At 56.1% G+C, this 26,061-nt stretch carries 22 protein-coding genes and 1 tRNA gene; 12 read left to right on the top strand and 11 right to left on the bottom strand.

All coding sequences use genetic code 11. The features are described 5' to 3' along the window. Nucleotides 1-97: 97 nt before the first annotated feature. Nucleotides 98-1,081, top strand: a complete 984-nt coding sequence (locus P4L78_RS17360) for a LacI family DNA-binding transcriptional regulator (protein ID WP_283149381.1) — start codon at nucleotides 98-100, stop codon at nucleotides 1,079-1,081. A gap of 399 nt (nucleotides 1,082-1,480) precedes the next feature. Beyond that, complete coding sequence (gene folE / locus P4L78_RS17355) at nucleotides 1,481-2,194, top strand: GTP cyclohydrolase I (RefSeq protein WP_283149380.1); 714 nt, start codon at nucleotides 1,481-1,483, stop codon at nucleotides 2,192-2,194. A 70-nt stretch (nucleotides 2,195-2,264) separates the two neighbouring features. Here folE and P4L78_RS17350 read toward each other — a convergent pair whose 3' ends face one another. The 5 genes from P4L78_RS17350 to fusA form a co-directional block, all read right to left on the bottom strand. After that, a complete protein-coding gene (locus P4L78_RS17350; RefSeq protein ID WP_309329390.1) occupies nucleotides 2,265-2,657 on the bottom strand; it encodes a DUF423 domain-containing protein in 393 nt (130 codons plus the stop codon). Between the two features lie 129 nt (nucleotides 2,658-2,786). Next, nucleotides 2,787-3,230, bottom strand: a complete 444-nt coding sequence (locus P4L78_RS17345) for a hypothetical protein (RefSeq protein ID WP_283149378.1) — start codon at nucleotides 3,228-3,230, stop codon at nucleotides 2,787-2,789. A 240-nt stretch (nucleotides 3,231-3,470) separates the two neighbouring features. Next, nucleotides 3,471-3,824: a YkgJ family cysteine cluster protein gene (locus P4L78_RS17340; protein ID WP_309329387.1), complete on the bottom strand. Its 354-nt coding sequence runs from the start codon at nucleotides 3,822-3,824 to the stop codon at nucleotides 3,471-3,473. A 21-nt stretch (nucleotides 3,825-3,845) separates the two neighbouring features. Continuing rightward, the gene (locus P4L78_RS17335; RefSeq protein ID WP_309329385.1) at nucleotides 3,846-4,688 is read right to left on the bottom strand and encodes a polyamine aminopropyltransferase; all 843 of its coding nucleotides are present in this window, start codon (nucleotides 4,686-4,688) and stop codon (nucleotides 3,846-3,848) included. A gap of 166 nt (nucleotides 4,689-4,854) precedes the next feature. Then, nucleotides 4,855-6,960 carry an elongation factor G gene (fusA, locus tag P4L78_RS17330; RefSeq protein WP_283149375.1) on the bottom strand — a complete coding sequence of 702 codons (2,106 nt, stop codon included), beginning with the start codon at nucleotides 6,958-6,960 and terminating at the stop codon, nucleotides 4,855-4,857. Nucleotides 6,961-7,450: 490 nt separating this feature from the next. On the opposite strand from fusA, the gene hutH reads away from it, so the two are divergent. Next, the gene (gene hutH, locus P4L78_RS17325) at nucleotides 7,451-9,001 is read left to right on the top strand and encodes a histidine ammonia-lyase (RefSeq protein WP_309329382.1); all 1,551 of its coding nucleotides are present in this window, start codon (nucleotides 7,451-7,453) and stop codon (nucleotides 8,999-9,001) included. Between the two features lie 90 nt (nucleotides 9,002-9,091). Here hutH and P4L78_RS17320 read toward each other — a convergent pair whose 3' ends face one another. Then, nucleotides 9,092-9,391, bottom strand: coding sequence for a hypothetical protein (locus P4L78_RS17320; protein ID WP_309329380.1), 300 nt, complete (start codon nucleotides 9,389-9,391; stop codon nucleotides 9,092-9,094). A 287-nt stretch (nucleotides 9,392-9,678) separates the two neighbouring features. Between P4L78_RS17320 and P4L78_RS17315 the strand changes: the two genes are divergently transcribed. The 9 genes from P4L78_RS17315 to oppF all read left to right on the top strand — a co-directional run bounded on the left by P4L78_RS17315 (nucleotide 9,679) and on the right by oppF (nucleotide 19,976). Next, nucleotides 9,679-9,752 (top strand) — tRNA-Gly (locus tag P4L78_RS17315). Between the two features lie 419 nt (nucleotides 9,753-10,171). Continuing rightward, nucleotides 10,172-10,465 carry a hypothetical protein gene (locus P4L78_RS17310; protein WP_283149372.1) on the top strand — a complete coding sequence of 98 codons (294 nt, stop codon included), beginning with the start codon at nucleotides 10,172-10,174 and terminating at the stop codon, nucleotides 10,463-10,465. Between the two features lie 686 nt (nucleotides 10,466-11,151). Next, nucleotides 11,152-12,561, top strand: coding sequence for an NADP-dependent phosphogluconate dehydrogenase (gene gndA / locus P4L78_RS17305; RefSeq protein WP_283149371.1), 1,410 nt, complete (start codon nucleotides 11,152-11,154; stop codon nucleotides 12,559-12,561). A 584-nt stretch (nucleotides 12,562-13,145) separates the two neighbouring features. After that, nucleotides 13,146-14,219, top strand: coding sequence for a porin (locus P4L78_RS17300; RefSeq protein WP_309329377.1), 1,074 nt, complete (start codon nucleotides 13,146-13,148; stop codon nucleotides 14,217-14,219). A gap of 140 nt (nucleotides 14,220-14,359) precedes the next feature. After that, nucleotides 14,360-15,976 carry a peptide ABC transporter substrate-binding protein gene (locus tag P4L78_RS17295; protein WP_309329375.1) on the top strand — a complete coding sequence of 539 codons (1,617 nt, stop codon included), beginning with the start codon at nucleotides 14,360-14,362 and terminating at the stop codon, nucleotides 15,974-15,976. 147 nt (nucleotides 15,977-16,123) lie between these two features. After that, nucleotides 16,124-17,059, top strand: coding sequence for an oligopeptide ABC transporter permease OppB (gene oppB, locus P4L78_RS17290; RefSeq protein ID WP_309329373.1), 936 nt, complete (start codon nucleotides 16,124-16,126; stop codon nucleotides 17,057-17,059). Between the two features lie 7 nt (nucleotides 17,060-17,066). Next, nucleotides 17,067-17,981 (top strand): ABC transporter permease subunit, encoded by a 915-nt coding sequence (locus P4L78_RS17285; RefSeq protein WP_283149367.1) that lies wholly within the window; start codon nucleotides 17,067-17,069, stop codon nucleotides 17,979-17,981. Nucleotides 17,982-17,989: 8 nt separating this feature from the next. After that, nucleotides 17,990-18,994 carry an oligopeptide/dipeptide ABC transporter ATP-binding protein gene (locus tag P4L78_RS17280; RefSeq protein ID WP_309329371.1) on the top strand — a complete coding sequence of 335 codons (1,005 nt, stop codon included), beginning with the start codon at nucleotides 17,990-17,992 and terminating at the stop codon, nucleotides 18,992-18,994. Further along, nucleotides 18,987-19,976, top strand: coding sequence for a murein tripeptide/oligopeptide ABC transporter ATP binding protein OppF (gene oppF / locus P4L78_RS17275; protein WP_283149365.1), 990 nt, complete (start codon nucleotides 18,987-18,989; stop codon nucleotides 19,974-19,976). Before P4L78_RS17280 ends, oppF begins: the two co-directional genes overlap by 8 nt. Before the next feature lie 69 nt (nucleotides 19,977-20,045). On the opposite strand, the gene P4L78_RS17270 is transcribed toward oppF, so the two are convergent. From P4L78_RS17270 to P4L78_RS17250, 5 genes are all read right to left on the bottom strand, one after another. Beyond that, a complete protein-coding gene (locus P4L78_RS17270; RefSeq protein WP_309329369.1) occupies nucleotides 20,046-22,154 on the bottom strand; it encodes an HDOD domain-containing protein in 2,109 nt (702 codons plus the stop codon). Nucleotides 22,155-22,284: 130 nt separating this feature from the next. Continuing rightward, complete coding sequence (locus P4L78_RS17265) at nucleotides 22,285-23,031, bottom strand: enoyl-CoA hydratase/isomerase family protein (protein WP_309329367.1); 747 nt, start codon at nucleotides 23,029-23,031, stop codon at nucleotides 22,285-22,287. Nucleotides 23,032-23,159: 128 nt separating this feature from the next. Beyond that, nucleotides 23,160-24,530 (bottom strand): cysteine--tRNA ligase, encoded by a 1,371-nt coding sequence (gene cysS / locus P4L78_RS17260; RefSeq protein WP_283149362.1) that lies wholly within the window; start codon nucleotides 24,528-24,530, stop codon nucleotides 23,160-23,162. Nucleotides 24,531-24,640: 110 nt separating this feature from the next. Then, complete coding sequence (gene scpB / locus P4L78_RS17255; protein WP_309329365.1) at nucleotides 24,641-25,225, bottom strand: SMC-Scp complex subunit ScpB; 585 nt, start codon at nucleotides 25,223-25,225, stop codon at nucleotides 24,641-24,643. A 9-nt stretch (nucleotides 25,226-25,234) separates the two neighbouring features. Next, the gene (locus P4L78_RS17250) at nucleotides 25,235-26,047 is read right to left on the bottom strand and encodes a segregation and condensation protein A (protein ID WP_405051576.1); all 813 of its coding nucleotides are present in this window, start codon (nucleotides 26,045-26,047) and stop codon (nucleotides 25,235-25,237) included. Nucleotides 26,048-26,061: the final 14 nt, after the last annotated feature.

The raw sequence follows: 26,061 nt of genomic DNA, 5'->3' as shown, positions 1-26,061 counted from the left end.
AGAGCAGCCAGCGCAAGACGCACTGGCAACAACATCCGACTTTGCCGGGTCATTCGGGCCTGAAGCTTTAAACAATAAATAAAAAAAGGAACACCCCTTGCCGGTCAGCATTCGCGATCTCGCCCGCGCCGCCGGCGTGTCTGTGGGAACCGTTTCACGTGCGTTGAAACACCAACAAGGCCTGTCTAACGCCACGCGTGAACGCATTTTGCAATTGGCTCAGGAACTGGGTTACGACAAGACCCGGCTACGCCCCGATCCTATTCGGCGCGTGCTGTGCATCTTGCATAGTCAGCATGAAGTCCCGCAGGAAAACCCGTTTTATTCAGAAGTGCTCAAGGGCGCGGCAGCAGCGTGCCAGGAGCGCGGCATTAGCTGTGACGTATTGTCGCTGAGCCCGGCCAAACCGGCGCGGCGGCAAATATTGCGCCAAGAGCCTGACGCACTATTGTGTATCGGCTTCTTCGAACCGGAAACGCTGGAAATCATTCGCTCGCTGGGCAAACCAGTGGTGCTGTCGGACATGAACTCCCCGGGTTGGCCTGCCGTCAACACCGACAACCAGCAAGGCGCGTGGTTGGCCACACAGCATCTGATCGCGGGCGGGCGTCAACGCATTGCTTTTTTGTCAGGATCGCTGGCGCATTATTCGATCCGCTTGCGCGAACGCGGCTATCGCCAGGCGCTGTTTGATGCGGGACGACTTGCTGATCCAGCGCTGGAAACGCTCATTCCGCCCGGCATGGATATCGCCACCGGCGCGCCCTACGCGATGCGCGAGTTGCTGGCGCTGCCTGAACGGCCAGATGCCATTTTTGCCTATAACGATGCCACGGCGCTGGCCGCCATGCGGGTCTGCCAGGAAGCGGGGCTGCGCGTGCCGCAGGATATCGCTTTTGTCGGCTTCGACGATTTGGGTGTCGCCGCCACCGCGCAACCTGGCTTGACCACCCTGGCCGTCGACAAGATAGCCTTGGGCCGAGAAGGCATCTCCTTGTTGCTTAGCGGGCCCAATAAAGAGTGCAATGCGTTGCAACCGGTGCAATTAATCGTACGCGAAAGCAGCGCCGCCAAAGCCTGAGTCCATCCCGGCGCGGCCAGCCCTCAAAGCGGTGACTCACTCACTCCCGAAAGCGTTTTTCCTCACCATTTCGCGCAGCCATAAAAAAAACCCGCTTGCGGCGGGGCAGGAGAATCTCCAGAAAATGTCTAAGCGTGCTAACAATTAGACCAGTCAATTATGCCAAAAAATGGCTACATCGCGAAGCAATATGCTTTGTGAATATCTGCAATCCCCTGATTTTATTGAATATCGCAAATACTCGCGGACACATTGGCCCGTTGCCCGACCCCGGATTCACCTGCCCGCCGCCCGCCCGGATGCGCTGTAAAGCGGGGAACTGTTTTTACCTGACAGGTGAAACCGGTTAAACTTTTCGTCAATTTTGCTAGAAAAATAAACAGTTCAAAGGTACGCATCATGCCCAAACAAGAATCGGAGTACACACTGGCGGCACCTGATGCCGTGTCTCAGCGGATCCGCGCCCGCATCGTCAACGCCAAGGCCCGCTTTCACGCCAACGACAACATCTCCGCATTCATCGAAGAAGGTGAACTGGACGCCTTGCAGCTCGAAGTCCAGGAAAAACTGCGTGGCGTACTGGAAAGCCTGGTGATTGATACTGCGAGCGACCACAACACCCAAGACACGGCCAAGCGTGTGGCCAAGATGTTTATCCGCGAGGTGTTTCACGGGCGTTATCACCCGATGCCAGCGGTGACCGAGTTCCCCAATATTGAACGCCTGAACGAGCTGATGATCGTCGGGCCAATCACCGTGCGCAGCGCATGCTCACATCACCTGTGCCCGATTTTGGGCCGGGTCTGGGTGGGCGTGATGCCGAATGAGCACTCTAATTTGATTGGCTTATCCAAGTACGTGCGACTGATTGAATGGATTATGAATCGTCCGCAAATCCAGGAAGAAGCTGTGTCACAAGTGGCCGATCTGCTGCAGGAGCGTTTGCAGCCGGATGGGTTGGCGATTGTGATGGAAGCCGATCACTTCTGCATGCATTGGCGCGGTGTGAAAGACACCGAAGCCAAGATGACCAACAGCGTGATGCGCGGCTCGTTCCTGCGCGATCCGGTATTGCGTAGCGAGTTTCTGTCGCTAATGACCAAGCGCGGCTAAGCCCGTTACTTGGCGCGAGGGCGTAAACCCGCCCTCGCCTTACCCGCTAGCCTGTTCTAACTTATGCGTTTTATGCAGCACCGCTATCGCGGCGCGAACGCACACCTGCCCACATTACCATCGCCCACGCGGCCAGAAATGCCACACCACCAAATGGCGTAACTGCGCCCAGCATCCGCACGCCGGTCAACGCCAGCAGATACAAGCTGCCGCTAAACAAGACAATCCCCAACAACATTAAAGCGCCAGCCCATGACAATTGCCTGCGGCCAAAGCGATCCCACAGCACAGCGAGCAACAACAAACCCAAACCGTGACTGGCTTGGTAAGTCACACCTGTTTGCCAGATCGCCAGCATTTCCGGGCTCAGCATGTTTTTCAGTCCATGCGCACCAAATGCCCCTGCAGCAATGGCAATAAACATATTGGCCGCACCGGCCACCAGCAATTGACGATCATTCAAACGGCGTTCCCCCGCGCGAAAATAAAGCAGCTTAAGCCATAACCCGGCGGGAAAGAAATCGCTGATCCTCTTTGAGGATGCCGCGCGCAGGCCTGCCGGGCGGAGCTTTGAGCGTGGCTTACCGTTCGGCTATTGATAACCATTGGCGGCAGTATCCACCGAGATATGGGCCAGCACGGTGCCATTTTTGCTGAACGACAGAACGCCTTCATGCTGATAGAAGGTTTCATCCCTGGTGCCACCATTCTTCAGTTGCGTGGTTTTGACGTCACCGGGCAAGCCGATCAACGCTTCGACCTGATGCCGGGTCATGCCAATGCGCAGCATGGAAAATTTGCTGCCAGCGGCAGGCTTGCCAGTAATCTGGCTGGCGGCACTGGCATTTTTGGCGGGTTTGCGTTTTACCGGCTTGGCGGGCACTGGCGTCGGGGTGGGCGTTGGGGTCACGACTGGTGTTGGCGTGGGCGTAGGTGCAGAAGCAATTTTGCTGGCATTGCCCGCATCGTTGGCCGGAACGGCGCAGCCAGCAATAACCACCACCAGTAGCAAGGCAACAAAAGCCAGATGACGCATGAAAATTCCTGTTTTTATTTGAGTTATCCAGCATGCCAAGCGCGCCCAAAACCGCCATCGGCCACACATTTCAGGCTTTTGGCGGCAGCAAGCGTCGCTCAATCTCAAATATAAGCGAAAACGCATATTCAAAACGCGCACTCGTCCCCTGTTCTGGCCCGTTGATCCGGGCCGCCAACCAGACTTAAGCCCGCTGAAGCTTTCACGCAAGGGTCGCCTCATTGAACTTCATGCCCGCGATCAGATCAGCACTTGCCGATTGGTTTCAAAGAATCGGTAAATTTGCTGTTCGATCTCTTCGTCGATCATCACCTCCGGACGCTTGCCATGCGGACAAGCCAGGCGCGGTGTGGTGCCAAACAAGCGGCAAACCAATGGCCGTTCGCTATAAACCTGGCAGCCCTGACCGCCCAGATGCACGCAGTTCAGTTCGGCCAGTGCGGCATCTTGTTGCTCTCGACTTTTGCGCGGCAAGCGCGACATTTCTTCGCTCGTCGCCAGCACTGGCCCGCAGCAATCGTGACAACCCGGCACGCACTCAAATGAGGGGATGCGCGTCCGGTAAAAACGGATTTTCTGGCCAACTGCGGTCACTGATGGTGCTCCAGTACGCGTTCACTCATGTGCCAAAGGGCCTTTCGCCAGATCAGTTGCGGCAGCCTCTGCCCCCTCCATTTGCAATTGCCGCCGACTAACAGTCAACAGCTGGGCTGTGTTGCGCAAACCCAGAGCCGGGCCCTGTTCCAGTCTAGTGGCCGCTGCAAACAATTGTGCGTCCGCACGTCGCGTCACCTGGTCGTTACCGGCGAATGCCACCTGATTAGCCGCATCTTCCGAACGAATCAGCACTACGTCATCAGCAAAACTGCGCTGCAAGCGACTCAAATAAGCGCCGACATGCGGATCGTTACCCCAAAAGTTCACCACCAGCACGCCAGATTCGGCCAGCGCAGCCTGGCAATCATCGTAAAAGCGCTGCGTACACAGGCTGGGCGCTTGTCCATCGGCATCAAAACCGTCGACCATTAGCCAGTCTGCCGGCTCAGATAATTCCCGAATCAACTGCGCGCCATCACCACACACAATACGGAAGCGCTCGTCATCGGGCGGCACGGCAAAGGCATCGCGCAAAGCAATGACTTGGGGGTTTATTTCCAGCACGGTGATGTGTGCTTGCGGCCAGTGGCGATAACAATACTTGGCGAGCGAACCTCCACCCAGTCCGATCAACACCACATGGCGTGGTTGCTCGTTAAACAGCAGACAACCCATCATGGTCCGGGTGTAGCCCAGATCCAGATGGTCCGGCGCCACCAGTCGCATGCTGCTTTGGGTGGCGCTCAGATCAAAATGCAGCGAGACCGTGCCGTTATCTTCGCGCACAAAGGGTTGTGGCTGATCGGCGGTCGTAGCGATCGCGGACTGGCTAGCTGATTCGGGGATGAATGTATCTGGCATTGGATCTTGCAGTTACGCCCTGTCGAGAAGGCTTCATTATCGCGTCGCCATGCACAGAACGGCGAGACAATTGCATAAAACACCATCGCCAAATTGGCGCACGAATCACAAAGAAACGGGAATCCATTTCAGCGGATTCCCGTTTTTCGTGATTGGCCAGCAGTTGTCAGCGTTGGCGGGTACTGACAATTGCCGCCGTCACGGGTGGCGGCGCCTCGGAGTAATGCTTGAACTCCATGGTGTACGTGGCACGCCCTTGGGTCAGCGAGCGCAAGGTGGTGGAATAACCAAACATTTCTGCCAACGGCACCTCAGCGCGGATCAGTTTGCCACCCCCGCCTGCAATGTCTTCCATGCCCTGCACCATGCCACGCCGGGACGACAAGTCGCCCATCACGTTCCCCATGAATTCCTCTGGCGTTTCCACTTCAATCGCCATGGACGGTTCCAGCAAAACTGGTTTGGCGCGCCGCATGCCGTCCTTGAACGCCATCGACCCCGCCATGCGGAAGGCGTTTTCGTTGGAATCCACGTCGTGGTATGAGCCAAAAGTCAGCGTCACTTTCACGTCCACCACTGGATAACCCGCAAGCACGCCAGCGGTCAGCGTTTCGCGAATGCCTTTATCCACCGCTGGAATGAACTCACGCGGAATCACCCCACCCTTGATGGCATCGACAAACTCGTAGCCCTTGCCTTGCGGTTGCGGCTCCAGCTTGATCACCGCGTGACCATACTGTCCGCGCCCGCCCGATTGCTTGACGAACTTGCCTTCAACATCCTCCACCGCAGTGCGGATGGTTTCGCGATAGGCCACCTGTGGCTTACCCACGGTCGCCTCAACGTGAAACTCGCGCCGCATCCGGTCAACCAGGATTTCCAGGTGCAACTCACCCATGCCTTCAATAATGGTCTGGCCCGACTCTTCATCCGTATGCACCCGGAAGGACGGATCTTCTTGCGCCAGTCGATTGAGCGCAATGCCCATTTTTTCCTGATCGGCCTTGGTTTTTGGCTCGACCGCCTGCGAAATCACCGGCTCCGGGAAAATCATCCGTTCCAGAATGATGATCTTGTCCGGATCGCACAGCGTGTCGCCGGTGGTGGCATCTTTCAGCCCTACTGCTGCGGCGATATCACCCGCATACACGTCCTTGATCTCGGCCCGGTTGTTGGCATGCATCTGCAAAATCCGCCCTAGCCGTTCTTTCTTCTGCTTGGTCGGGTTGTAGAGTGCGTCACCGGAATGCACCACGCCGGAATACACCCGGAAGAACGTCAGTTGTCCCACAAACGGGTCGGTCATGATCTTGAAGGCGAGCGCGGAGAACGGCTCTTCATCGCTCGGATGGCGCTCAATTTCTTTGTCGTCTTCGCTGTGCCCCAAAATGGCGGGTACATCGATGGGCGACGGCATGTAGTCGATGACGGCATCCAGCATTGCCTGCACGCCTTTGTTCTTGAACGCACTGCCGCACAACATCGGTACGATTTCATTGGCGATGGTGCGTTTACGCAGGCCGCGCTTGATCTCGTCTTCGGTCAGCGTTTCGCCACCCAGATATTTCTGCAGCAGGTCTTCATCACCTTCCGCCGCGGCTTCGACCATTTTCTCGTGCCACTCGTTGGCGCTATCGAGCAAATCAGCCGGGATATCGGCATATTCAAAATGCACGCCCTGACTGACGTCATCCCAGATGATCGCCTTCATCTTGACCAGGTCGATCACGCCGTGAAAATGGTCTTCAGCGCCGACCGGAATCTGGATCGGCACCGCCACGCCCTTCAGGCGCTCGGCAATCTGCTTCTGGACGCGGAAAAAATCCGCACCGACCCGATCCATCTTGTTCACAAAGGCAATGCGCGGCACTTTGTATTTGTTGGCCTGACGCCAGACGGTTTCGGATTGCGGCTGCACGCCACCGACCGAGTCGTACACCATGCAGGCGCCATCAAGCACGCGCATGGAACGCTCCACCTCAATGGTGAAGTCGACGTGACCGGGGGTATCGATAATGTTGATGCGGTGTTCTGGATAATTGCCGGCCATGCCCTTCCAGAATGCCGTGGTCGCCGCCGAGGTAATCGTGATCCCGCGTTCTTGTTCTTGTTCCATCCAGTCCATGGTGGCCGCGCCGTCATGGACTTCGCCAATTTTGTGATTGACGCCGGTGTAGAACAGGATGCGCTCGGTGGTGGTCGTTTTACCGGCGTCGATATGCGCGCTGATACCGATATTGCGGTAGCGCTCGATAGGCGTTTTGCGGGACACGGGAACCTCTCTCGTTTATACCCCGCTGCAACTTGCAGTCGGGGTGTTTACCTGCCTTGTGGGGGCACCCACCAAGGGGTAACGAACAGACCAGTACTGCGCACACAGGCAGCAGCACCGGCAGGCTCAACAACACGCAATTACGTGCATTGAGCCCCTTTCACCATAGTGTGCAAGCGCGAAAATTGCTGAACCCGCCGCCACGCAACCGTCATATCTGCAGCCCTTATCAGCGCCACTTCCAAACGACTGCGTGTTGCTGCAGCGGGCATCAGAATCGATAAATAATCGTGCGTTCATGCGGGTTTGTGCTAATTGTATATACAACCAACAAAACACGTAGAATGCCCATCTTCCATTGAACCTGACCGGCAATTATTCGCCCCTGGCACATCAACAGAGTCAGGGCGAACCGGCATAAATCAAGCGCACGCTTTGGCACCCATTGCCAGCGAGCAAGCATCCACCAGATATCAAACGGACCTGCAGCATGAGCCCACGCATTCAACTGAAACCCGGCCAGTTTTCCCTGAACGACCTGCGCAATCTGTGGCAAGCACCGCACCAGCTGGTGCTTGATCCAGAAGCGTGGCCTGCAATGCAAGCCTCCGCCGATGTGGTAGCGCGCATTTTCGGCAAGGGTCATGCCGCGTATGGCATCAATACCGGTTTTGGCAAGCTGGCGCACACCCGCATTCCGGATGAACAACTGGAAGAACTGCAACGCAATCTGATCCTGTCGCACTCCGTCGGCGTGGGTGAAGCACTGAGCCCGGCCGTAACCCGGCTGGTGATGGCGCTGAAGATTGGCAGTCTGGCACGCGGATTCTCCGGCGTTCGCCCGGTGATTGTGGAAACACTGTTGGCGGCACTCAACGCTGGGGTGATCCCGCATATTCCGGCCAAGGGTTCGGTGGGCGCTTCGGGCGATCTGGCACCGTTGTCTCATATGACGCTGGCGCTGATGGGTGAAGGCGATGCCTGGCTCGATGGCCAGCGTTTGCCCGCTCGCGAAGTACTCGCCAAGACCGGCATCACGCCATTGCGACTGGCCGCCAAAGAAGGGCTGGCGCTGATCAATGGCACGCAGGTTTCAACGGCGCTGACTTTGCATGGTTTGTTTATGGCGGAACGGGTGTTCGCTGCGGCGACATTATCCGGCGCGCTGGCAATTGACGCCGCACGCGGCAGTGACGCCCCATTTGATGCGCGCATTCACGAAGTGCGTGGGCAGGCCGGCCAGATTCGTCTTGCGCGCATTTATCGTGAGTTGTTGGTGGGCAGCGAAATCCGTAAATCCCATCTGGAAAACGACGAGCGTGTCCAAGACCCGTACAGTCTGCGCTGCCAGCCTCAGGTAATGGGTGCTTGTCATGATCTGATCACTCAAGCCGCCCGCACTTTGCTGATTGAAGCCAACGCGGTTACTGATAATCCGCTGGTGTTTGCCGGTGAAAATGGCGCTGACGACGCTGTACTGTCTGGCGGCAACTTCCACGCCGAGCCCGTCGCGTTTGCGGCAGATACGCTGGCCTTGGCCATCTCGGAAATTGGCGCATTATCTGAACGCCGTATTGCCCTGCTGATCGACGCCTCGCTGTCTGGCCTGCCGCCATTTCTGGTCAACGCACCGGGGCTGAACTCCGGCTTCATGATTGCGCAGGTAACAGCTGCGGCGTTGGCGTCTGAAAACAAAACTCTGGCGCACCCGGCCAGTATTGATAGCCTGCCTACCTCCGCCAACCAGGAGGATCACGTCAGCATGGCGACCTTCGCTGGCCGTCGCCTGGACGATATCGCGCGCAACACCGCCACGGTGGTTGGCATTGAATTGCTGGCCGCAGCGCAGGGCGTGGATTTTCATGCGCCGCTGGTCACCTCGCCGCGCCTGGCTCAAGTTCGTGGCCACTTGCGCGCCAAGGTGCCGTTCTATGAAAAAGATCGCTGGTTCTCGCCGGACATCGAAAACGCCACCACGCTGGTGTTGGCGGGAAACCTCGGCGCCAATAACGAAGACCTGCTTGACAGTCTGTTCGAATAAACCAGACCAGCGCTGAAAACAAAAAAAGCCAGACCACTCAACCCGGTCTGGCTTTTTTTGTTGCGATCTTCTGACATGCGCCCTTGAGTGTTAATTCATCAGGCGCGCCATCATTTCATCGATCAACACACCTATCGTCACGCCTCGCTCTGCGGCCCGCTGGCGCAGCAACCGCCGCGTGCGCTCATCAACCACTGCATTCAACTGCACCGGAATTTGCACGCTGGTGACATCCATAGATGTCAGCGCCGACTGCATGCGCTGATGCCGACTGCGGCGTTTACGTTCCGCCGCCGTCATGGGGCGAGCCCCGACACAAGGCCGACCGCGTTTCAATACCACAGAAAGACCGGGCAATTCGGCGGTCAGGGTGTCGGCTGCTTGCTTCATGATCGCGTCCTTTTGTGACTTGCATTGAATATGGATTAATTATGTGACAAGTCACAAAATTATGCAAGTATTTGATGCAAAAGAGCGGCCGCAATAAACAGATATTTTTGTGACTAGCCGCCCAATCTGCGCCAGCGCTTTATGCGGCTAGTCACGTTTATCTGCGCCCCGGAAATGACTGCGTCAAACATGCTATTTTCGTGACTTGCCACAAGGCTTCACCTTGGCTGGCACGCCTACGCCAGCTTGCCCCTGCGAAGCCGTTCGGGTAGTATCCGGGCTTCGTTGCGGGCGTCGTATAATGGTAATACCCTAGCTTCCCAAGCTAGAGCCGTGGGTTCGATTCCCATCGCCCGCTCCACAATCCCCAGCAAAATCAATGACTTGGAATGTTTTTGGCGCAGAGATGGTCCAATGCCACGAAAGGCCAAGCCAAAACTGAACAAGAAAAAGCCGCTCAATGCGGCTTTTTTCATTTTGCGACCAATATCCAGATCTATGGACTGTTGGTAGCGGCCCGGGCGTGTTGATTGAGCGCGCGCGGCCTGAACTTGACCACCTCCCCTCCCGTCCAGCCATTCAACGCACGAAAGCCCCCTTGTAGTGGCTCAAGTTTCTTGGCCGCAAATGCGCTAGCCATTGCCAGCTATCACGCCCTCTTTGCCGCTAATCGGCAACTGGTCTGGTTCGTGCTTGAGTTTCACGTTCACAATTCATATTCAGTGAAATAACACTCACCCAACCCTAGTGCACCTCAGGTAAAAGGAGGCTTGTGACACCATGAAACCGATCCGCATCACCTACAGAACGCACGAAAACGAGAAGACATTTACCTATGACTTCGGCGAAGCACTCGCCCCGTCACAGGTGGACTCGCTGGTGCTTGAAGCTGTAATCCAGCACGAATTTCCAGAGAACATGGCCCTGCGCCGTATCGTGGATTTTCCACTTGGAGAAACGGCACAGAAAGAAACGATTGAAGCAGTAATGCGCCGCCTTTCGTTCCATCACATTGAATACCAGATCGGTGAGCAAAGCCGCAAAATCCAGGCCAAGCATCTATTCCACCTCTAAGCCCTTCCCCGTTTCGAGCGGCCCGCAGATGCGGGCTTTTTCCTGGCCTGCGCTTATGTTGCGCCCCATTCTGGTTCGAATAACTGGAGGCACTGAAGATGCAGACAAACCATGACCTTGTCCGTCAGCCACAGTTATCGCCCCACGAGAGCCTGCGATATTGAATTTTGGTTTTATCAAATAAAATCAATATATAAGCCGTCACAGTTCAAGTGATTTAATAAATCAGTCCAAAATGGTCTTACTTCCCGCACCAAAACTTGCCACCGACAAGCAACGCTTTGTTTCCTCACTGGAAACACTGTTTCGTCGAAACGGCGTAGAAGCTTCAGCCACAGGGGTGTAAGATGCGAAGGTTTTTCTGGCACCCGTGCCGGATGTATGGCTCGCTTTTCCTTGTCCAGGACTGTTGAAGTACGCAGCTTCTCCCGGAATCATCGGAACACTCTGGACTGTTATTTGTCTGGAAAGCGCGGTTTACCCCACAGGCAGAAAATAGAGGTTTCAACTGCTGCAAGTGCCAACTTTGCAGTAGACCGTCTTTATCAGGCGAAAAGAAACCCCATATCAAATGCAGCCGAAAATCACTGCGGCGGCTTGCATTGGCAAGTTCAGCCCAAGAGGCTGATTCCATCGTGAGAACAGGCGCGGCTCTACGAATACGCGCATCGACAGGAGCAGAAGAAATGTCCAAGCAACAAATCGGCGTCATCGGCATGGCCGTTATGGGCCGTAACCTGGCGTTGAACATTGAAAGCCGTGGCCACACGGTTTCGATCTACAACCGCTCGGCAGAAAAGACCGACGAAGTTATCGCGGAAAACCCAGGCAAGAAGCTGGTTCCGCACCACACGCTGGAAGATTTCGTTGCTTCGCTCGAAACCCCACGTCGCATTTTGCTGATGGTGAAGGCCGGTACCGCTACCGATGCCACCATCGACCAACTGAAGCCCCTGCTGGACAAGGGCGACATCATTATCGACGGTGGCAACACGCTGTACACCGACACCATCCGTCGTAACAAAGAATTGTCTGACCTGGGCTTCAACTTCATTGGCACCGGTGTATCCGGCGGTGAAGAAGGCGCACTGAAAGGTCCGTCGATCATGCCTGGCGGCCAGAAAGAAGCCTATGCATTGGTCGCTCCGATCCTGACGCAAATTGCTGCGAAGGCTCCGGATGGCGAACCTTGCGTGACTTACATCGGCCCGGATGGCGCTGGTCATTACGTGAAGATGGTTCACAACGGCATCGAATACGGCGACATGCAGCTGATCGCTGAAGCCTACGCCATCCTGAAGGATGTGGTTGGCCTGTCGAACGCCGAACTGGCCGACGTGTTCGCTGACTGGAACAAGGGCGAACTGGACAGCTTCCTGATCGAAATCACCGCCAACATCTTCAAGAAAAAAGATGCTGATACCGGTGGCGAACTGGTTGATGTGATTCTGGACAAGGCCGGCCAAAAAGGCACGGGCAAGTGGACCAGCAAGTCCGCGCTCGATCTGGGCGTACCGCTGCCACTGATCACTGAATCCGTGTTCGCGCGTTTCATCTCCGCACTGAAAGACGAACGCGTTCAAGCCAGCAAGCTGCTGAATGGCCCAGCCAACAAGCCTGTCATTGCTGACAAGAAAGCATTCGTTGAATCGGTTCGCCGCGCACTTTATCTGTCCAAGATCGCTTCGTACGCTCAAGGCTTCGCCCAAATGCGCGCCCAGTCCGACGAAAGCAAGTGGGATCTGCAATACGGCGAAATCGCCAAGATCTTCCGCGCTGGTTGCATTATCCGTTCGGGCTTCCTGCAAAACATCACCGATGCATACCGCAACAACCCGCAACTGACCAACCTGTTGCTGGACCCGTACTTCGCTGGCGTTGCCAACGAATACCAGGCTGCACTGCGTGATGTGGTTGCTGCTGCCGTTCAAGCTGGTGTTGCAGTGCCGACCTTCGGTTCCGCAATCTCCTACTTCGACAGCTACCGCGCTGCCCGCCTGCCAGCCAACCTGATCCAGGCACAACGTGACTACTTCGGCGCGCACACTTTCGAGCGCACCGACAAGCCAGGCATCTTCCACGCTGAATGGTTCTAAGCTTGTGGGTTCCCGGTTGGTTTTCCGGGAGCGCAAGTAGCAACACATCAATCCGGCCACCCCCTTGCAGGTGGCCGGATTTTTATTTGGCGGTAGCCATAGCACGCCTCGATGCCTGCTCGTCCGATTCACGCCGTAAATTCAGAAATGTCTCGACCCCACTGGTACATTTTCCGGTCAAAAATATTTAACAAACCCCAAACCTGTCGCCCGAACACCACATTAAATGTGCATCAAATAAATTTAACCTGCCATCCGGCAAATAAATCATGCCAATGCACTTTATTATTTCAGCGCAATCGCCGTAAAGTGCACGATCAAAAGCATGTCCATTGTAAGAAAAATTCCCATCAATTTGACAAAAATCAAATCCACCATTTATTAGAAATAGTTATTTTAATTTTTCTCAAATTTTTAATCATTCAATTTCAAAATGGGTTGCGGCTAACATTATTTTCCTGCAATTTTCCATTCGTCTTTTTACCGGCTTAAATTTTCCGTCGACCGTGAAATGATCAATACGTCCCGACGCGCTTCACCAGTGTCGGGAGCCGAAAATCTAAAAATTCACGGGAAAAGACGGGATGAGACTCTCCAAACTGGCCATGACCATTGCTTTGACCTGCGCAGCAGGCACTAGCCTCGCGGACGTTACCATTTACGGTATTGCTCAAGCATCTATCGACTACGGCACCAGCGGCAACAATAGCGGCAATCGCCTGTATTACCAGGATATTGGCGCCCGCCTTGGCTTCAAAGGCTCAGACAAACTGGATAATGGCAGCACGCTGGAATGGAATCTGTATCAATACACCGGCGGTTACACGTGGGGTAGTCGCGAAGCCTGGATTGGTATTTCCGACAAAGATTGGGGTTCGTTTCGCTCGGGTAAATCCAAGTCCACCTATTCGCAAGTCATGGATGATTTCGACTTGTTTGAATCGAATACAACCCTGGTGAGCACATTTAAAGACGGCACGTATCGCTCCTTCCCGAATGGCACATTGTTTTATACCTCACCCAAATGGGAGGGACTGGTACTCAAGGGTGAATATCAACTCAGGGATGGCAGCAACGACAATGCCTACGGCTACACCGTATCCGCCAAATACGCCCAGGAAAAGTTTGCTTTGTATGGTGCCTATCAGAAGTTCGGCAACTCCGGCCGCGACCTGTCTGACGTCACGAACGCAGGCGCCTGGTACAACCCGACCGGTGCCGAAGGTAAATCCATGCAGTCCTATTTGTTGGGCGCACAGATCTACCCTGTGCCAGGCATGATCTTTGGTGCCCTGTACCAACATGCGCAACAGGACTTGGCCGGTGCGCCAGCCAGTGCGCCAACCGCAACACAAATGAAACGCGATAGCGTGCTGCTGATGGCGCAAGACAGCATCGGCAAGTGGACTCCCCGCGTTGGCTATGTCCATCAGTTTGCAGGGAAATTTGATAACGGCCCGAGCTTGAGGACCGCCGATCAATTTGAAATTGGCACAGATTACAACCTCTCTAAGCATTCCCTGCTTTACACCGAGGCGAGTTACATTAAAAATCGCGGGCAGAACGGATTTCAGAGCTCTGCCGCAGACATGGGCTGGACTGCATCCAGTGCTGGCGACAGCAAGGTGCTCAGCGTAGGTCTGATTGCATTGTTCTAAGGACAAAGATCCGCTGTCAGGGCGTGCTTTACAGTCTTGGCAGCGGTTTTGTTTATACCCGGCGACTGTCAGCGCACCACCCGCGTGCTGGCGGCACATCAAATCAAAATGCCAACACGATTGGCCAGGAGTTGCACTTCATGAACCGCAAAATCATTGCAGCGGCGCTTGCCGCGTCACTCGGGCTCTGCAGCCTGACCGCACTGGCCGCGAACGTGCCAGCTGGCGTCAAACTGGCAGACAAACAAGAACTGGTGCGCCACAACGGCACTGAGCCGGATTCGCTTGATCCAAGCCTGTATGAAACCAAACCGGCCAACTACATCGCCAGCGATCTGTTTGAAGGTCTGACTCGCAACGGCGCCGATGGCAGCATCCTGCCTGGCGTAGCCGAAAGCTGGAAGCAGACCGACCCGCATACTTGGGTATTCAAGCTGCGTAAAGACGCGAAGTTCTCTGACGGCAGCCCGGTTACCGCCGATGATTTTGTTTACTCCTGGCAGCGTACCGTGGATCCGAAAACCGGTTCCAAGTACACCATCCTGCATGAATTCATTGCTAACGCCAAAGACATCGTCGCTGGTAAAAAAGCGCCCAAAGAACTGGGCGTAAAAGCGACCGACAAATACACGCTTGAAGTTAAAACCACCGACGTGGTGCCGTTCTTCCCAGGTTTGGTGGCAATGGGCAATATGGCCCCGCTGAAAAAAGAAGCACTGGATAAAAACGGCAAAGATTGGGTCAAGCCCGGCAAGATGGTGTCCAACGGCGCCTACATGCTGGCTGAATGGGTACCAAATAACCGTGTAGTTCTGGTCAAGAACCCGAACTACTGGAACGCCAAAACCGTTGTGATCACCAAAGTGACCTACAACCCGGTTGAGAGCGACGATACTGCACTGAAGATGTACAAGTCCGGGGAAATGGACTGGACCGACGAAATCCCGACAGGCATCTACGCTTCGCTCAAGCAGCAGTTTGGTGGCGAACTGCGTAACACCCCATGGTTGGGCGTCTACTACTTCAACATGAACAACAACCTGCCAGAGTTCAAAGACAAGCGCGTGCGCCAGGCATTGTCTATGGTGGTTGACCGCGACATCCTCACCCAGCGCGTTACCGGCAATGGCGAGACTCCGGCTTATAGCTTGTTTGTGAAAGGCACCAGTGCTGGCACGCCGACCACCTACAGCTGGACCAAAGAGCCGATGGCCCAACGCGTAACCGAAGCCAAAAAGCTGCTGTCTGACGCAGGTTATGGTCCGGGCAAGAAACCACTGACGCTGAAGATCACCTACAACACCAACGAAATGCACAAGAAGATCGCCCTCTTCCTGGCCTCTGAATGGAAAAACAAGCTCGGCCTGCAAACCAGCATGGAAAACCAGGAGTTCAAGGTGTTCGTCAAGACACGTCATGACGGTGCGTATCAACTGGCTCGCAATGCCTGGATTGCCGATTACAACGACGCAACGTCGTTCCTCGACCTGGTCCGTTGCGGCAGCGCGCAGAACGATACCTTCTACTGCAGCAAGACAGTGGATGGTCTGATTGCTGACGGTAACCAGCAAACCGACGCCGGCAAGCGCACTGCGGCGTTCTCCAAGGCCATGGAACTCGCAATGGAAGACTACGCAGTCATCCCGATGTTCCAGTACGCCAAGGCACGTCTGGTGAAGTCGTACGTGGGTGGTTACACCAACACCAACTTCCTGGATGACTACCTCACGCAGGATTTCTACATCATCAAGCACTAAGTAGAAGCACCGAGAGCGCGCAAAGTGTTGTGACAATACGGTATTTCCGTCAGTCGCACCTTTGCGCAGCCGTTCCAGAATTCTGGAATAATGGCGCGGCCCTGCGTGGGCGCGCCTTTTTGTTGTTCCAGTCGGGAAGAAAATCAAATGTGGTCTTACATCTTGCGCCGGGTGCTGTGGGCGATCCCCACCGCGCTGGCCGTCATTACCATTTGCTATGTAATGCTGCACCTAACCCCAGGTGGACCATTCGATAGCGAACGCCAGATTTCACCAGCAGTGCTGGCCAATCTGCAGGCGAAATACCACCTCGACCAGCCGATGTGGAAGCAGTACCTGTACTACCTCAACGACCTTGCCCATGGCGATCTGGGTGCGTCTTTCCGCTACGCGGACTGGAGTGTCAACTCACTGGTTGCCCAAGCTTTGCCCGTATCGCTGACCATCGGTGGCATTTCGATGATCATCGCCTTGGTCGTCGGCGTCATACTTGGCATTGCCGCCGCGCTGCGGCAAAACAGCGCCATTGATTACGTGGTGATGTTTTTAGGCAACATTGGCAACACCGTACCTTCGTTTGTGCTCGGACCGGTTTTGATCCTGATCTTCGCTATCTGGCTCAAGCACCCGGATGGTGACGGCTGGTTGCCTGCCGGCGGCTGGGATGGCGGCATACGCTATATGGTGCTGCCGATTGCCTTGTTGAGCATTATCAACGTGGCGACGATTGGCCGCATTATGCGCGCCGGACTTGTCGAAACGATGACAAGCAACTTTATCCGCACCGCTCGCGCCAAAGGCCTGCCGCTGCGCACGATCGTCTTGCGCCACGCGCTCAAGCCAGCATTGATTCCAGTTGCCTCCGTACTTGGCCCGCTGGCAATCAGTTCAATTACTGCCGCCGTTGTCACCGAAACCGTGTTTGCGCTGCCGGGCTTAGGCAAGCTGATCGTGAATGGCGCGTCCAACCGCGATTACACACTGGTGCTGGGACTGGTGGTGCTGATCACCCTGATCGCCGTGCTGTTCAATTTGCTGGTCGATCTGGTGTACGCACTGCTCGATCCGCGTATCCGTTACTGAGGTGGCCATGTTATTCACACGTAAAAAACTCGCTCTGGCCGGCGCGGTAACCGATTTGCCGCTCGCCAGCATCAAAGGCCGCAGTCCCTGGGCCGATGCGCGCCGTCGTTTTTCCAAAAACAAAGCCGCCGTAGTCAGCACCGTTTTGCTGGTGCTGATCACCCTCGCCTGTTTGATCGGACCGTCGCTGCTGCCGCACGCTTTTGACGACACCGACTGGGGCGCCATCAGCATGGCACCTACTTGGGCGGGCACTCACTGGTTTGGTACTGACGAACTGGGCCGCGACATTCTGGTTCGCACCTTGATTGGTGGACGCATCTCGTTGCTGGTCGGCCTGCTGGGTACATTGGCCAGCGTGGCAATCGGCATTGCCTGGGGTGCTGTCGCCGGTTTCCTCGGCGGCAAGACCGATTCGGTCATGATGCGGATCGTGGACATGATGTACGCCGTCCCGTATCTGCTGATCGCCATTTTGATGATGACGTTGTTCGGGCGTGAGTTCTATCTGGTGATCATCACCATCGCCGTGTTCTCGTGGCTGGATACCGCCCGAGTGGTACGTGGCCAGACGCTCACACTCAAATCGCGTGAGTTTGTCGAAGCGGCCCACGCCATTGGCGTGCCAACGCATCGCATCATCTTCAATCACATCGTGCCCAATCTGCTGGGCATTGTGGCGATCTACACCACGGTAACCGTGCCAGGCGTGATTCTCACCGAATCCGTACTGTCTTTCCTGGGTCTGGGCGTGCAAGAGCCTATGACCAGTTGGGGTGCATTGATTGGCGATTCTGTTGGCAAGATGGATGCCACGCCATGGATGCTGCTGTTCCCGTCCCTGTTCCTGTGTCTCACCCTGAGCTGCGTCAATTACATTGGCGACGGCTTGCGTGATGCATTCGACCCGAAAGATCGTTGAGGCCCGCCATGAGTTTGTTGCAAGTAAAGAATCTGGGCGTGCAGTTCACCACGCCCGACGGCGTGATCAGTGCGGTCAACGGCGTCAACTTTGAACTGGAACGCGGCAAGACCATCGGCATCGTCGGCGAATCCGGCTCCGGCAAAAGCCAGACCGTACTGGCGCTGATGGGATTGCTGGCCAACAACGGCCAGGCCACGGGTGAAGCGCTGTTTGAAGGCAAAAACCTGCTCACCATGCCGGCCAAAGACCTGAACAAGGTTCGCGGCGATCGCATTTCCATGATCTTCCAGGACCCGATGACTTCGCTTAACCCGTACCTGACGGTTGAGCGGCAGATGACCGAGGTCCTGGAGCTGCACAAGGGTATGGGCCGCAAGGCCGCCAAAAAACGGGCCATCGAGCTGCTGGAAGCGGTCAAGATTCCCGAAGCCGCCCGCCGCGTTACCATGTATCCGCATGAGTTTTCGGGCGGTATGCGACAACGCGTCATGATCGCCATGGCGTTGTTGTGCGAGCCCGAAATCCTGGTGGCTGATGAACCGACCACCGCGCTGGACGTGACCGTACAAGCGCAGATCATCACCTTGCTGAAAGAACTGCAACGCGACTTTGGCACCGCCGTCATCATGATTACCCATGATCTGGGCGTCGTGGCCGGCAGCTGCGACAAAGTCATGGTGATGTACGGCGGCCGCACCATGGAATACGGCACGGCTGACGACATCTTCTATCGCCCTTCGCATCCGTACACCATTGGCTTGTTGAACGCATTGCCACGACTGGATCACGACGGCGCCGAGTTGATCTCGATTCCGGGCAATCCGCCGAACATGGCGCATATGCCTGCGGGCTGCCCGTTCAGTGAGCGTTGTTCGCTGGCCGATCAGCGCTGCCATACCGATATGCCGCCGCTGGTGGCTACTCCAGAGAATCCGCAAGTTTTGCGTGCCTGCCACAAAGCTGGTGCCGAAGTGTTTGCACTCAAGCACAAGGAGCTGGTCCATGGCTGAGCAAAAACAACTCATTCTGTCTGTGCGTGATCTGAAAGTGCATTTCAAGGTGCGCCAGGGCAACAAGTGGCCATGGCAAGCGCCACGCACGCTCAAGGCTGTCGATGGTGTTTCGTTCGATTTGTATGCGGGCGAAACATTGGGTGTGGTGGGCGAATCGGGCTGCGGCAAATCCACTTTGTCTCGCGCCATGCTTAATCTGATCCCGGCTACCGATGGCAGCATCGTGTGGATGGGCAAAGAAATGAAAGGTGCCAGTCACGGCGACTGGCAAGCTGCACGCAAAGATATCCAGATGATCTTTCAGGATCCGCTGGCATCACTGAACCCGCGCATGACCGTGGCGCAGATTATCGGTGAACCGCTGCGTACGCATCGTCCGGAATTGTCCAATGACGAAGTGATGGCGCGTGTCCGCAAGATCATGGTGCGCGTGGGTTTGCGCGAGCAGCAGATCAACCGTTATCCGCATGAGTTCTCGGGCGGTCAGGCACAGCGCATCGGCATTGCCCGCGCGTTGATTCTGGAGCCCAAGCTGGTAATTTGTGATGAACCGGTTTCGGCACTAGACGTTTCGATTCAGGCGCAGATTATCAACCTGCTCAAAGAACTGCAGCGGGAGATGGGGCTGGCACTGATTTTCATTGCGCATGATCTGGCCGTGGTGAAGCACATCAGTGACCGCGTACTTGTGATGTATCTCGGGCATGTCATGGAGTTGGCGACCAAGCAAGCGCTGTACGCCCAACCCACTCATCCGTACACGCAGGCGTTGCTGTCGGCCATTCCGATTCCGGACCCCAAGCTGGAACAAGCCAAGGTAATCCAGATTCTGAATGGCGACCTGCCCTCACCGATCAACCCGCCGACGGGCTGCGTGTTCCGCACGCGCTGCCCCAAGGCGCAAGCGATCTGCGCCGAGACGCTGCCACCGCTGCGTCAGATGAGTGAAGGTACCGAGGCTGCTTGCGTGCTGGCTTGAGCGTGATTGTCCGTACTATCAAAAAAACGCCGTCTCTTGACGGCGTTTTTATTTGCGCACAAGGCCGGACTAACTGCCCGATTGTTTGGTGCGAATGGCCAAAACCGCCTGATTGCGCAAAGTTTTTAACAAATTAAGTTCGTTGCTGCCCACCGTAATCGAGCCCGGCACTGTTTTATCACCGTAGAAAAACCCCAGTACACGATCACCCACCTTGATCGGAAACAGCATAAAGGTCGCCGCCGCCACTTGCTGGCGATACCACTGCGGTACGCGCGCGGCGATACTGGGCGCGTCAATGTCGTCGATCAAGACATCCAGATTACGCTCAAGCGTCACCTGAAACACGTCCCCTTTTTGCGTGGTATCCATCTGGAACCGCGGAATTACACTGTTTACATCGTTGCCAAAACCAAACCGCGCCAGAATCATCGGTTTTTTAGCGTCGCGCGTGCACAGCAGTACCCGCTCGAAGCCTATTCCGCGATACATGGTTTCCAGAATCATGCGCAGTACATCATTCAACGCAAAATTACTGACCAAGGCCTGCGTAATATCCTGAACCCCCGCAGACAGCACCGCCGCCGCGTCACCCGCCGTCTGGGTGGCGCTAGTCAGCACAAGGTCGTCCATAACATCGGCCGATTGTTCGGCACCCTCGCCACGCAGCAGCGTCTGCAAAAACACGCTGTGATGCGCATCGACCCCAATGGCACCCAGTTGCTCCATCAGCGCGGCGCCAGCTGCCTTCATGACTTGTTGCATGCCCCGAAAATCCAGCCCGGTAGCGGTGCCGAACAAACGCACCGGCTCGTTCAGCTTGACCGGGGCAGCACCCACCAGCGGCACCAGACGGGCACTGAGATTGGCGTAAACCCGTAAACGTTCCAGCGTGCTGGCCGGTTCGCGCATCATGCCGTCAGGCAGTGGGCGCATGGCATTGACGATGCGTTCAGGGAACAGCCAATGCCGCGCCACACCAATACCCAGCTCATCCCACGACATCCCCAGCACGGCGATGGCCGCAGACTCCTCCGACATGCCGGACTGTATGCGTCGGGTGATTTCGCGCTGTTCTTCCGGAAAGTAATACACCGTCAGCAAGCGCCCGAGATGGTGAAACATGCCGCATATCAGTGATTCTTCAGCGTCGCGCGCACCGCATTCCAGCGCAATTTGCCGTGCCAGCAAGCCACCAAAAAACGCCTGCAACACCGCGTCACGCAATTGGGCGGCATGCGCCTTGTTATGCATGTGCTCAAACAGCAAGAGCGTGATGGCCAGATTGCGGATGGCATCAAAACCCAGAATGACGATGGCGCGTGAAATGGTGCTGATAGTGCCGCCAAACTGCCCATAGCTGGCAGAGTTAACCAGCCGCAGCAATTTGTTGACCAGCGAAAAATCATTGAGGATGACGCCAGAAAGCACTTGCAAGCGCTCGGCATCGCCTTCGTTAATTTTGTTAATTGCGCCGATGGCTTGAGATAGCGCGGGGAAATCGCTGGTATGGCGCATACGGCGCAGCAGAAATTCCAGCGTTCCGGGCGCGCCTTCGGCCATGGGCGTTGAGTCGCCACGCCAGTTGCGCAAGGCATCGCGCAGGGCAGCGGCGGCGGGCGGCCTGGGTTGCAGTGCGCTCATCAACAATTGATCAAGCGCCGCATCAAGTTCCGGTCTGGGCTGGTTTGCGCCTGGTGCAGCAGTCTGCCCGGTCAGAATCATGTAAAACAAAGCGCCTACCGCATGTACGTCATCTGCGGCGAGCCCTCGCCCTGTCCCGATGTCCAGCAGCCGCGGCTTTTGTTGGGTATCCAGCAGAATGTTATGTGCAGTGACGTGACCATGCGTGAGCCCTGCCTCATGCAGGACTGCCAGGGCATCCAGCAGATCAATAACCAGATCCACCGCCAGTGCGATGCTGAAATGCTGTTCGCTCAAACGCGAACCCTGTTCGTATTTGTAAACCAGCGCGCTCTGTTCGTCGAAGCGCGTGCACTCCAGCAAGGGCACCAGACCGGCATGCTTCAGGCCCACTGCGGCGATATCACCCACCGCCCCGACACGCAGCACCACCTCACGCTGAGTCTTGCTGTCGTGGGCCAGCCATACCTTGCCCTGTGAACCCGTCCCCAGTTCCCGCAGTAATTGAAACCTGTTTTGCAGCGATGTTGGCATGCGCCCTCCCCATGCAATCATCATAGCGAGTCAGCATAAGCCAGACAGTGGTGGAATCACCTAAACAACACTTTGAAAGTGAAAAGCTTACGGACGGCGCACCAAAGCATATGGCCGTCGTGCTGCCGGATTATTTTTTGAGTCTGGCGACCAGCGCATGCAGCGCCGTTTGCGTCTCAATGTTAAACCAGTCATCCAGAAATGCGTCCAGATCAAATCCGGCGGCAAACGGAGCTACCAGTTCGGCGCGTGCGATACGACGGGTAGCGAGCACGGCGTGGCGTGGCAGCCGAGCCAGTTGTTGCAACCACTCGACTGCCGCTGGCACCACGCCTTCAACCGGGCGCAGTTCGTCCACCATGCCGCATGCATGTGCTTCTGCGCCGGTAATCATGCTACCGGCGACCAACAAGCGTTCGGCGCGGTAAGGCCCCACCAACCGTCGCAAAGCGTTTTGCACGCATTCCGGTGCAACCAGCCCGACTTGGACCTCGTTCAAGCCGATCCGGTAATCACCCGTGGCCATGATGCGGTAATCGCAGAAAATCGAAATCACTGCACCGCCGGCAGGACTATGGCCGGTAATTGCAGCCACGACGGGAATCGGACTGGCCGCCAACGCAGCAAAGATGCCAAAGAAGTCATCCATAGCCTGGCGCAATGCCGGGCGCTGTAGTGGCAACAAGGCGGGCACATCCAGCCCGGCAGTAAACAAGCCGGGGCGGCCGGACAAGATCAGCCCTTGAGTGCCGTCGCTGACCGCAACTGCAATTTGCTCACGCAATGCACGCAGCAACTCCGGCCCCAATGCGTTCACCGGCGCATGGGCCAGATTCAGTTCACGGATGCCGTTGGGGTGATCGATCAGTTGCAGCATAAAAGCCTCTTGATTGCGTGATGCACCATTATCACGGCCCCATGAAAAACGCCGGCATCAGGCTTTCCCTGATACCGGCGTTTAATGCGCACAAATACAACGCTCAACAACTGGCCAGACGTGGCCGGTCAGGCGCGGCGCCAGGTAGTGCCTTGCGCGCCATCCTCCAGCACAACGCCTGCGGCCGTCAGCGCATCGCGAATACGGTCGGACTCGGCAAAGTTTTTGGCAGCACGGGCAGCTTTACGCTGGGCGATCAGATCATCAATCGCTTCAGCGCTCAGTTCACCTTCACCAGCGGCGCTTTGCAAAAATTGCTGCGGATCGCGTTGCAATAGACCCAGCACACCAGCCAGCACTTTCAGTTCGCCCGCAAGCGCAGCCGATTGTTGTTTGTTGGCTTCATGCGCCAGTTCAAACAGCACGGCGACGGCTTCGGTGGTGCCGAAATCATCATCCATTGCCGCTTTGAAACGCGCTGCGTGAGGCGTGGTCCAGTCGATGGCAACGTCGGTCGCTGCCGTGTTCTTGAGCGCGGTGTAAAGACGAGTCAGTGAGTTCTTGGCATCATCCAGATGCGCGTCGCTGTAGTTGAGCGGCGAACGATAATGCGCGCGCAGAATAAAGAAGCGCACCACTTCGGCATCGTACTTGGTGAGGATGTCGCGGATGGTGAAGAAGTTGCCCAAAGACTTGGACATCTTCTCGTCATCCACCCGGATAAACCCGTTGTGCAGCCAGTAGTTCACGTACTTGTGATCGTGCGCGCCTTCAGATTGAGCAATCTCGTTCTCGTGGTGCGGGAACTGCAAATCCTCGCCACCGCCGTGAATATCGAAATGCTCACCCAAATGGAAGCAACTCATTGCCGAGCATTCAATATGCCAGCCAGGACGACCAGAACCCCATGGCGATTCCCATGCTGGCTCGCCTGGTTTGGCGGCTTTCCATAGTACGAAATCCATTGGATGCTGTTTGTTGTGGTCGACTTCTACCCGCTCGCCCGCGCGCAAGTCGTCCAGCGACTTGCCGGACAACTTGCCGTAACCCTCAAACTTGCCCACGGCGTAGTACACGTCGCCATTGGGTGCGGGATACGCCAAGCCCTTGGCGACCAACTGGCCGATCAACGCCAGCATGCCATCGATATGCTCGGTGGCCTTGGGCGCATGGTTGGGCCGCTGTACGCCAAGGGCGTCAGCATCTTCGTTCATGGCGTCGATAAAGCGCGTGGTCAGTTCACCAATCGTTTCGCCGTTTTCGGCGGCACGTTTGATGATCTTGTCGTCGATATCCGTGATATTGCGCACGTAATCAACCTCGTAACCACTGGCTTTGAGCCAGCGCGAGACCATGTCGAACACCACCATCACGCGCCCATGGCCGAGGTGACAGTAGTCGTACACCGTCATGCCGCAGACATACATCTTGGCCAAGCCTGGGGTGATGGGGACGAATTCCTGTTTCTCGCGGGCGAGCGTGTTGTAGATGTTCAGCATGGACTTACCAGAGGTTGAGACGAAAAGGGCCATTCTAGCAGAGCAGATACGCCTGTCGCGGGTGAAAAACCGGGTTTGCTTGAGAGACCAGCCGGCAAACCAGGCCAGGATTACTCAGTGGCGGCATCGCCAGAGCCAGGCAACACCATATTGCCCAGTTCTTGTAGTGGCGGCAGTGCAGCCAGGCCAGCCAGCCCCAGATCATCCAGGAATTGTTTGGTGGTGCCGAGCAACTCAGGACGGCCCGGGACTTCTTTATGGCCAATCACATCCAGCCAGCCGCGTTCTTTCAACGTCTGGATGATCTGACTGGATACCGTTACGCCGCGAATTTCTTCAATGTCGCCACGGGTAACCGGCTGTTTGTAGGCGACGATGGCGAGCGTTTCCATCACTGCACGCGAATAGCGTGGTGGGCGCTCCGGGTTGAGCCTTTCCAGATAGGGCTGCATTTCCAGCCGTGCACGAAAACGCCAGCCAGACGCCACCTTGATCAGCTCTACGCCACGCCCTGACCACGATTGCTGGATTTCTTCCAGCAACTCGTTAATCAAGGCACCGGGAATTTCTTCGGCAAACAGGATTTTTAGCGAAGCCAGCGACAACGGCTCTGGCGCCACCAGCAGCGCTGTTTCCAGCACTTTTTGCATGTGGGCGCGGTCATAAAGACTGGAAGTGGATACAGAGGTGCTCATGGACCAGGCTCAGTGTTCAGGCGGTAAGGGCATGACTTCATCGGCCGAAGCACCAGCCAGACGAACGTAAATGGGGGCGAATCCTTCATCCTGATTCACCCAGATGTATTTCTCTTTCACCAGCTCCATCACCGCGATAAAAGTCACCACCAGCAACGGCACGCCGCGCGTGGTATCAAACAGTGTTTCAAAACGAGCGTAACGGCCATCCTTCAAGAGCTTGAGGATATGCGTCATTTGCTCACGCACTGACAACTCATCCGGTTTTACGGTGTGACTCTTGTTGCGTTTGGCCCGCGCCAGAATAGCCATCCATGCGGTTTTGAGGTCTTCCTGACGCACTTCGGGCAAGCGCACCACCATGTCTTTTTCAAACAGCACGCTCACCAACTGGAAGTCCCGTCCGGCTTGCGGCAATTGGTCCAGTTCGTACGCGGCCAGTTTGACTTGTTCGTACTCCAGCAAGCGCCGCACCAGTTCGGCGCGCGGGTCGGTTTCATCGCCTTCTTCGCTGCTAGCAGGCTTGGGTAGCAACAGGCGGGATTTGATCTCGATGAGCATGGCGGCCATCAGCAGGTATTCAGCCGCCAACTCCAGCCGATCGACCCGCATCACATCGACATATTCCATATATTGCGCAGTAACGCGCGCCATCGGGATATCAAGAATGTCGATGTTCTGCTTGCGGATCAGATACAGCAACAGGTCCAGCGGACCTTCAAAGGCATCCAGCAGCACGCGCAAGGCATCAGGCGGAATATAGAGGTCTTGCGGATACTCAGTGACCACTTCACCAAAGACATGCGCCAAGGCCAGCGGCAACACGGCCTCACCTT

The organism is Silvimonas sp., from assembly GCF_031291215.1.
In the GTDB taxonomy this organism is placed as follows: Bacteria; Pseudomonadota; Gammaproteobacteria; order Burkholderiales; family Chitinibacteraceae; genus Silvimonas; species Silvimonas soli.
Note: the sequence above shows the minus strand (reverse complement) of the source record. Positions and strands in the feature narration are given on the sequence as shown.

Excerpts from the sequence above, each read along its gene's own strand:
- oppB (WP_309329373.1), top strand. The coding sequence starts at position 16,124 with ATGTGGTCTTACATCTTGCGCCGGGTGCTGTGGGCGATCCCCACCGCG.
- P4L78_RS17320 (WP_309329380.1), bottom strand. The coding sequence starts at position 9,391 with ATGAAGCAAGCAGCCGACACCCTGACCGCCGAATTGCCCGGTCTTTCT.
- P4L78_RS17285 (WP_283149367.1), top strand. The coding sequence starts at position 17,067 with ATGTTATTCACACGTAAAAAACTCGCTCTGGCCGGCGCGGTAACCGAT.
- P4L78_RS17295 (WP_309329375.1), top strand. The coding sequence starts at position 14,360 with ATGAACCGCAAAATCATTGCAGCGGCGCTTGCCGCGTCACTCGGGCTC.
- P4L78_RS17300 (WP_309329377.1), top strand. The coding sequence starts at position 13,146 with ATGAGACTCTCCAAACTGGCCATGACCATTGCTTTGACCTGCGCAGCA.
- scpB (WP_309329365.1), bottom strand. The coding sequence starts at position 25,225 with ATGAGCACCTCTGTATCCACTTCCAGTCTTTATGACCGCGCCCACATG.
- hutH (WP_309329382.1), top strand. The coding sequence starts at position 7,451 with ATGAGCCCACGCATTCAACTGAAACCCGGCCAGTTTTCCCTGAACGAC.
- P4L78_RS17310 (WP_283149372.1), top strand. The coding sequence starts at position 10,172 with ATGAAACCGATCCGCATCACCTACAGAACGCACGAAAACGAGAAGACA.
- P4L78_RS17265 (WP_309329367.1), bottom strand. The coding sequence starts at position 23,031 with ATGCTGCAACTGATCGATCACCCCAACGGCATCCGTGAACTGAATCTG.
- cysS (WP_283149362.1), bottom strand. The coding sequence starts at position 24,530 with ATGCTGAACATCTACAACACGCTCGCCCGCGAGAAACAGGAATTCGTC.
- P4L78_RS17270 (WP_309329369.1), bottom strand. The coding sequence starts at position 22,154 with ATGCCAACATCGCTGCAAAACAGGTTTCAATTACTGCGGGAACTGGGG.
- folE (WP_283149380.1), top strand. The coding sequence starts at position 1,481 with ATGCCCAAACAAGAATCGGAGTACACACTGGCGGCACCTGATGCCGTG.
- gndA (WP_283149371.1), top strand. The coding sequence starts at position 11,152 with ATGTCCAAGCAACAAATCGGCGTCATCGGCATGGCCGTTATGGGCCGT.
- oppF (WP_283149365.1), top strand. The coding sequence starts at position 18,987 with ATGGCTGAGCAAAAACAACTCATTCTGTCTGTGCGTGATCTGAAAGTG.
- P4L78_RS17335 (WP_309329385.1), bottom strand. The coding sequence starts at position 4,688 with ATGCCAGATACATTCATCCCCGAATCAGCTAGCCAGTCCGCGATCGCT.
- P4L78_RS17280 (WP_309329371.1), top strand. The coding sequence starts at position 17,990 with ATGAGTTTGTTGCAAGTAAAGAATCTGGGCGTGCAGTTCACCACGCCC.
- P4L78_RS17345 (WP_283149378.1), bottom strand. The coding sequence starts at position 3,230 with ATGCGTCATCTGGCTTTTGTTGCCTTGCTACTGGTGGTGGTTATTGCT.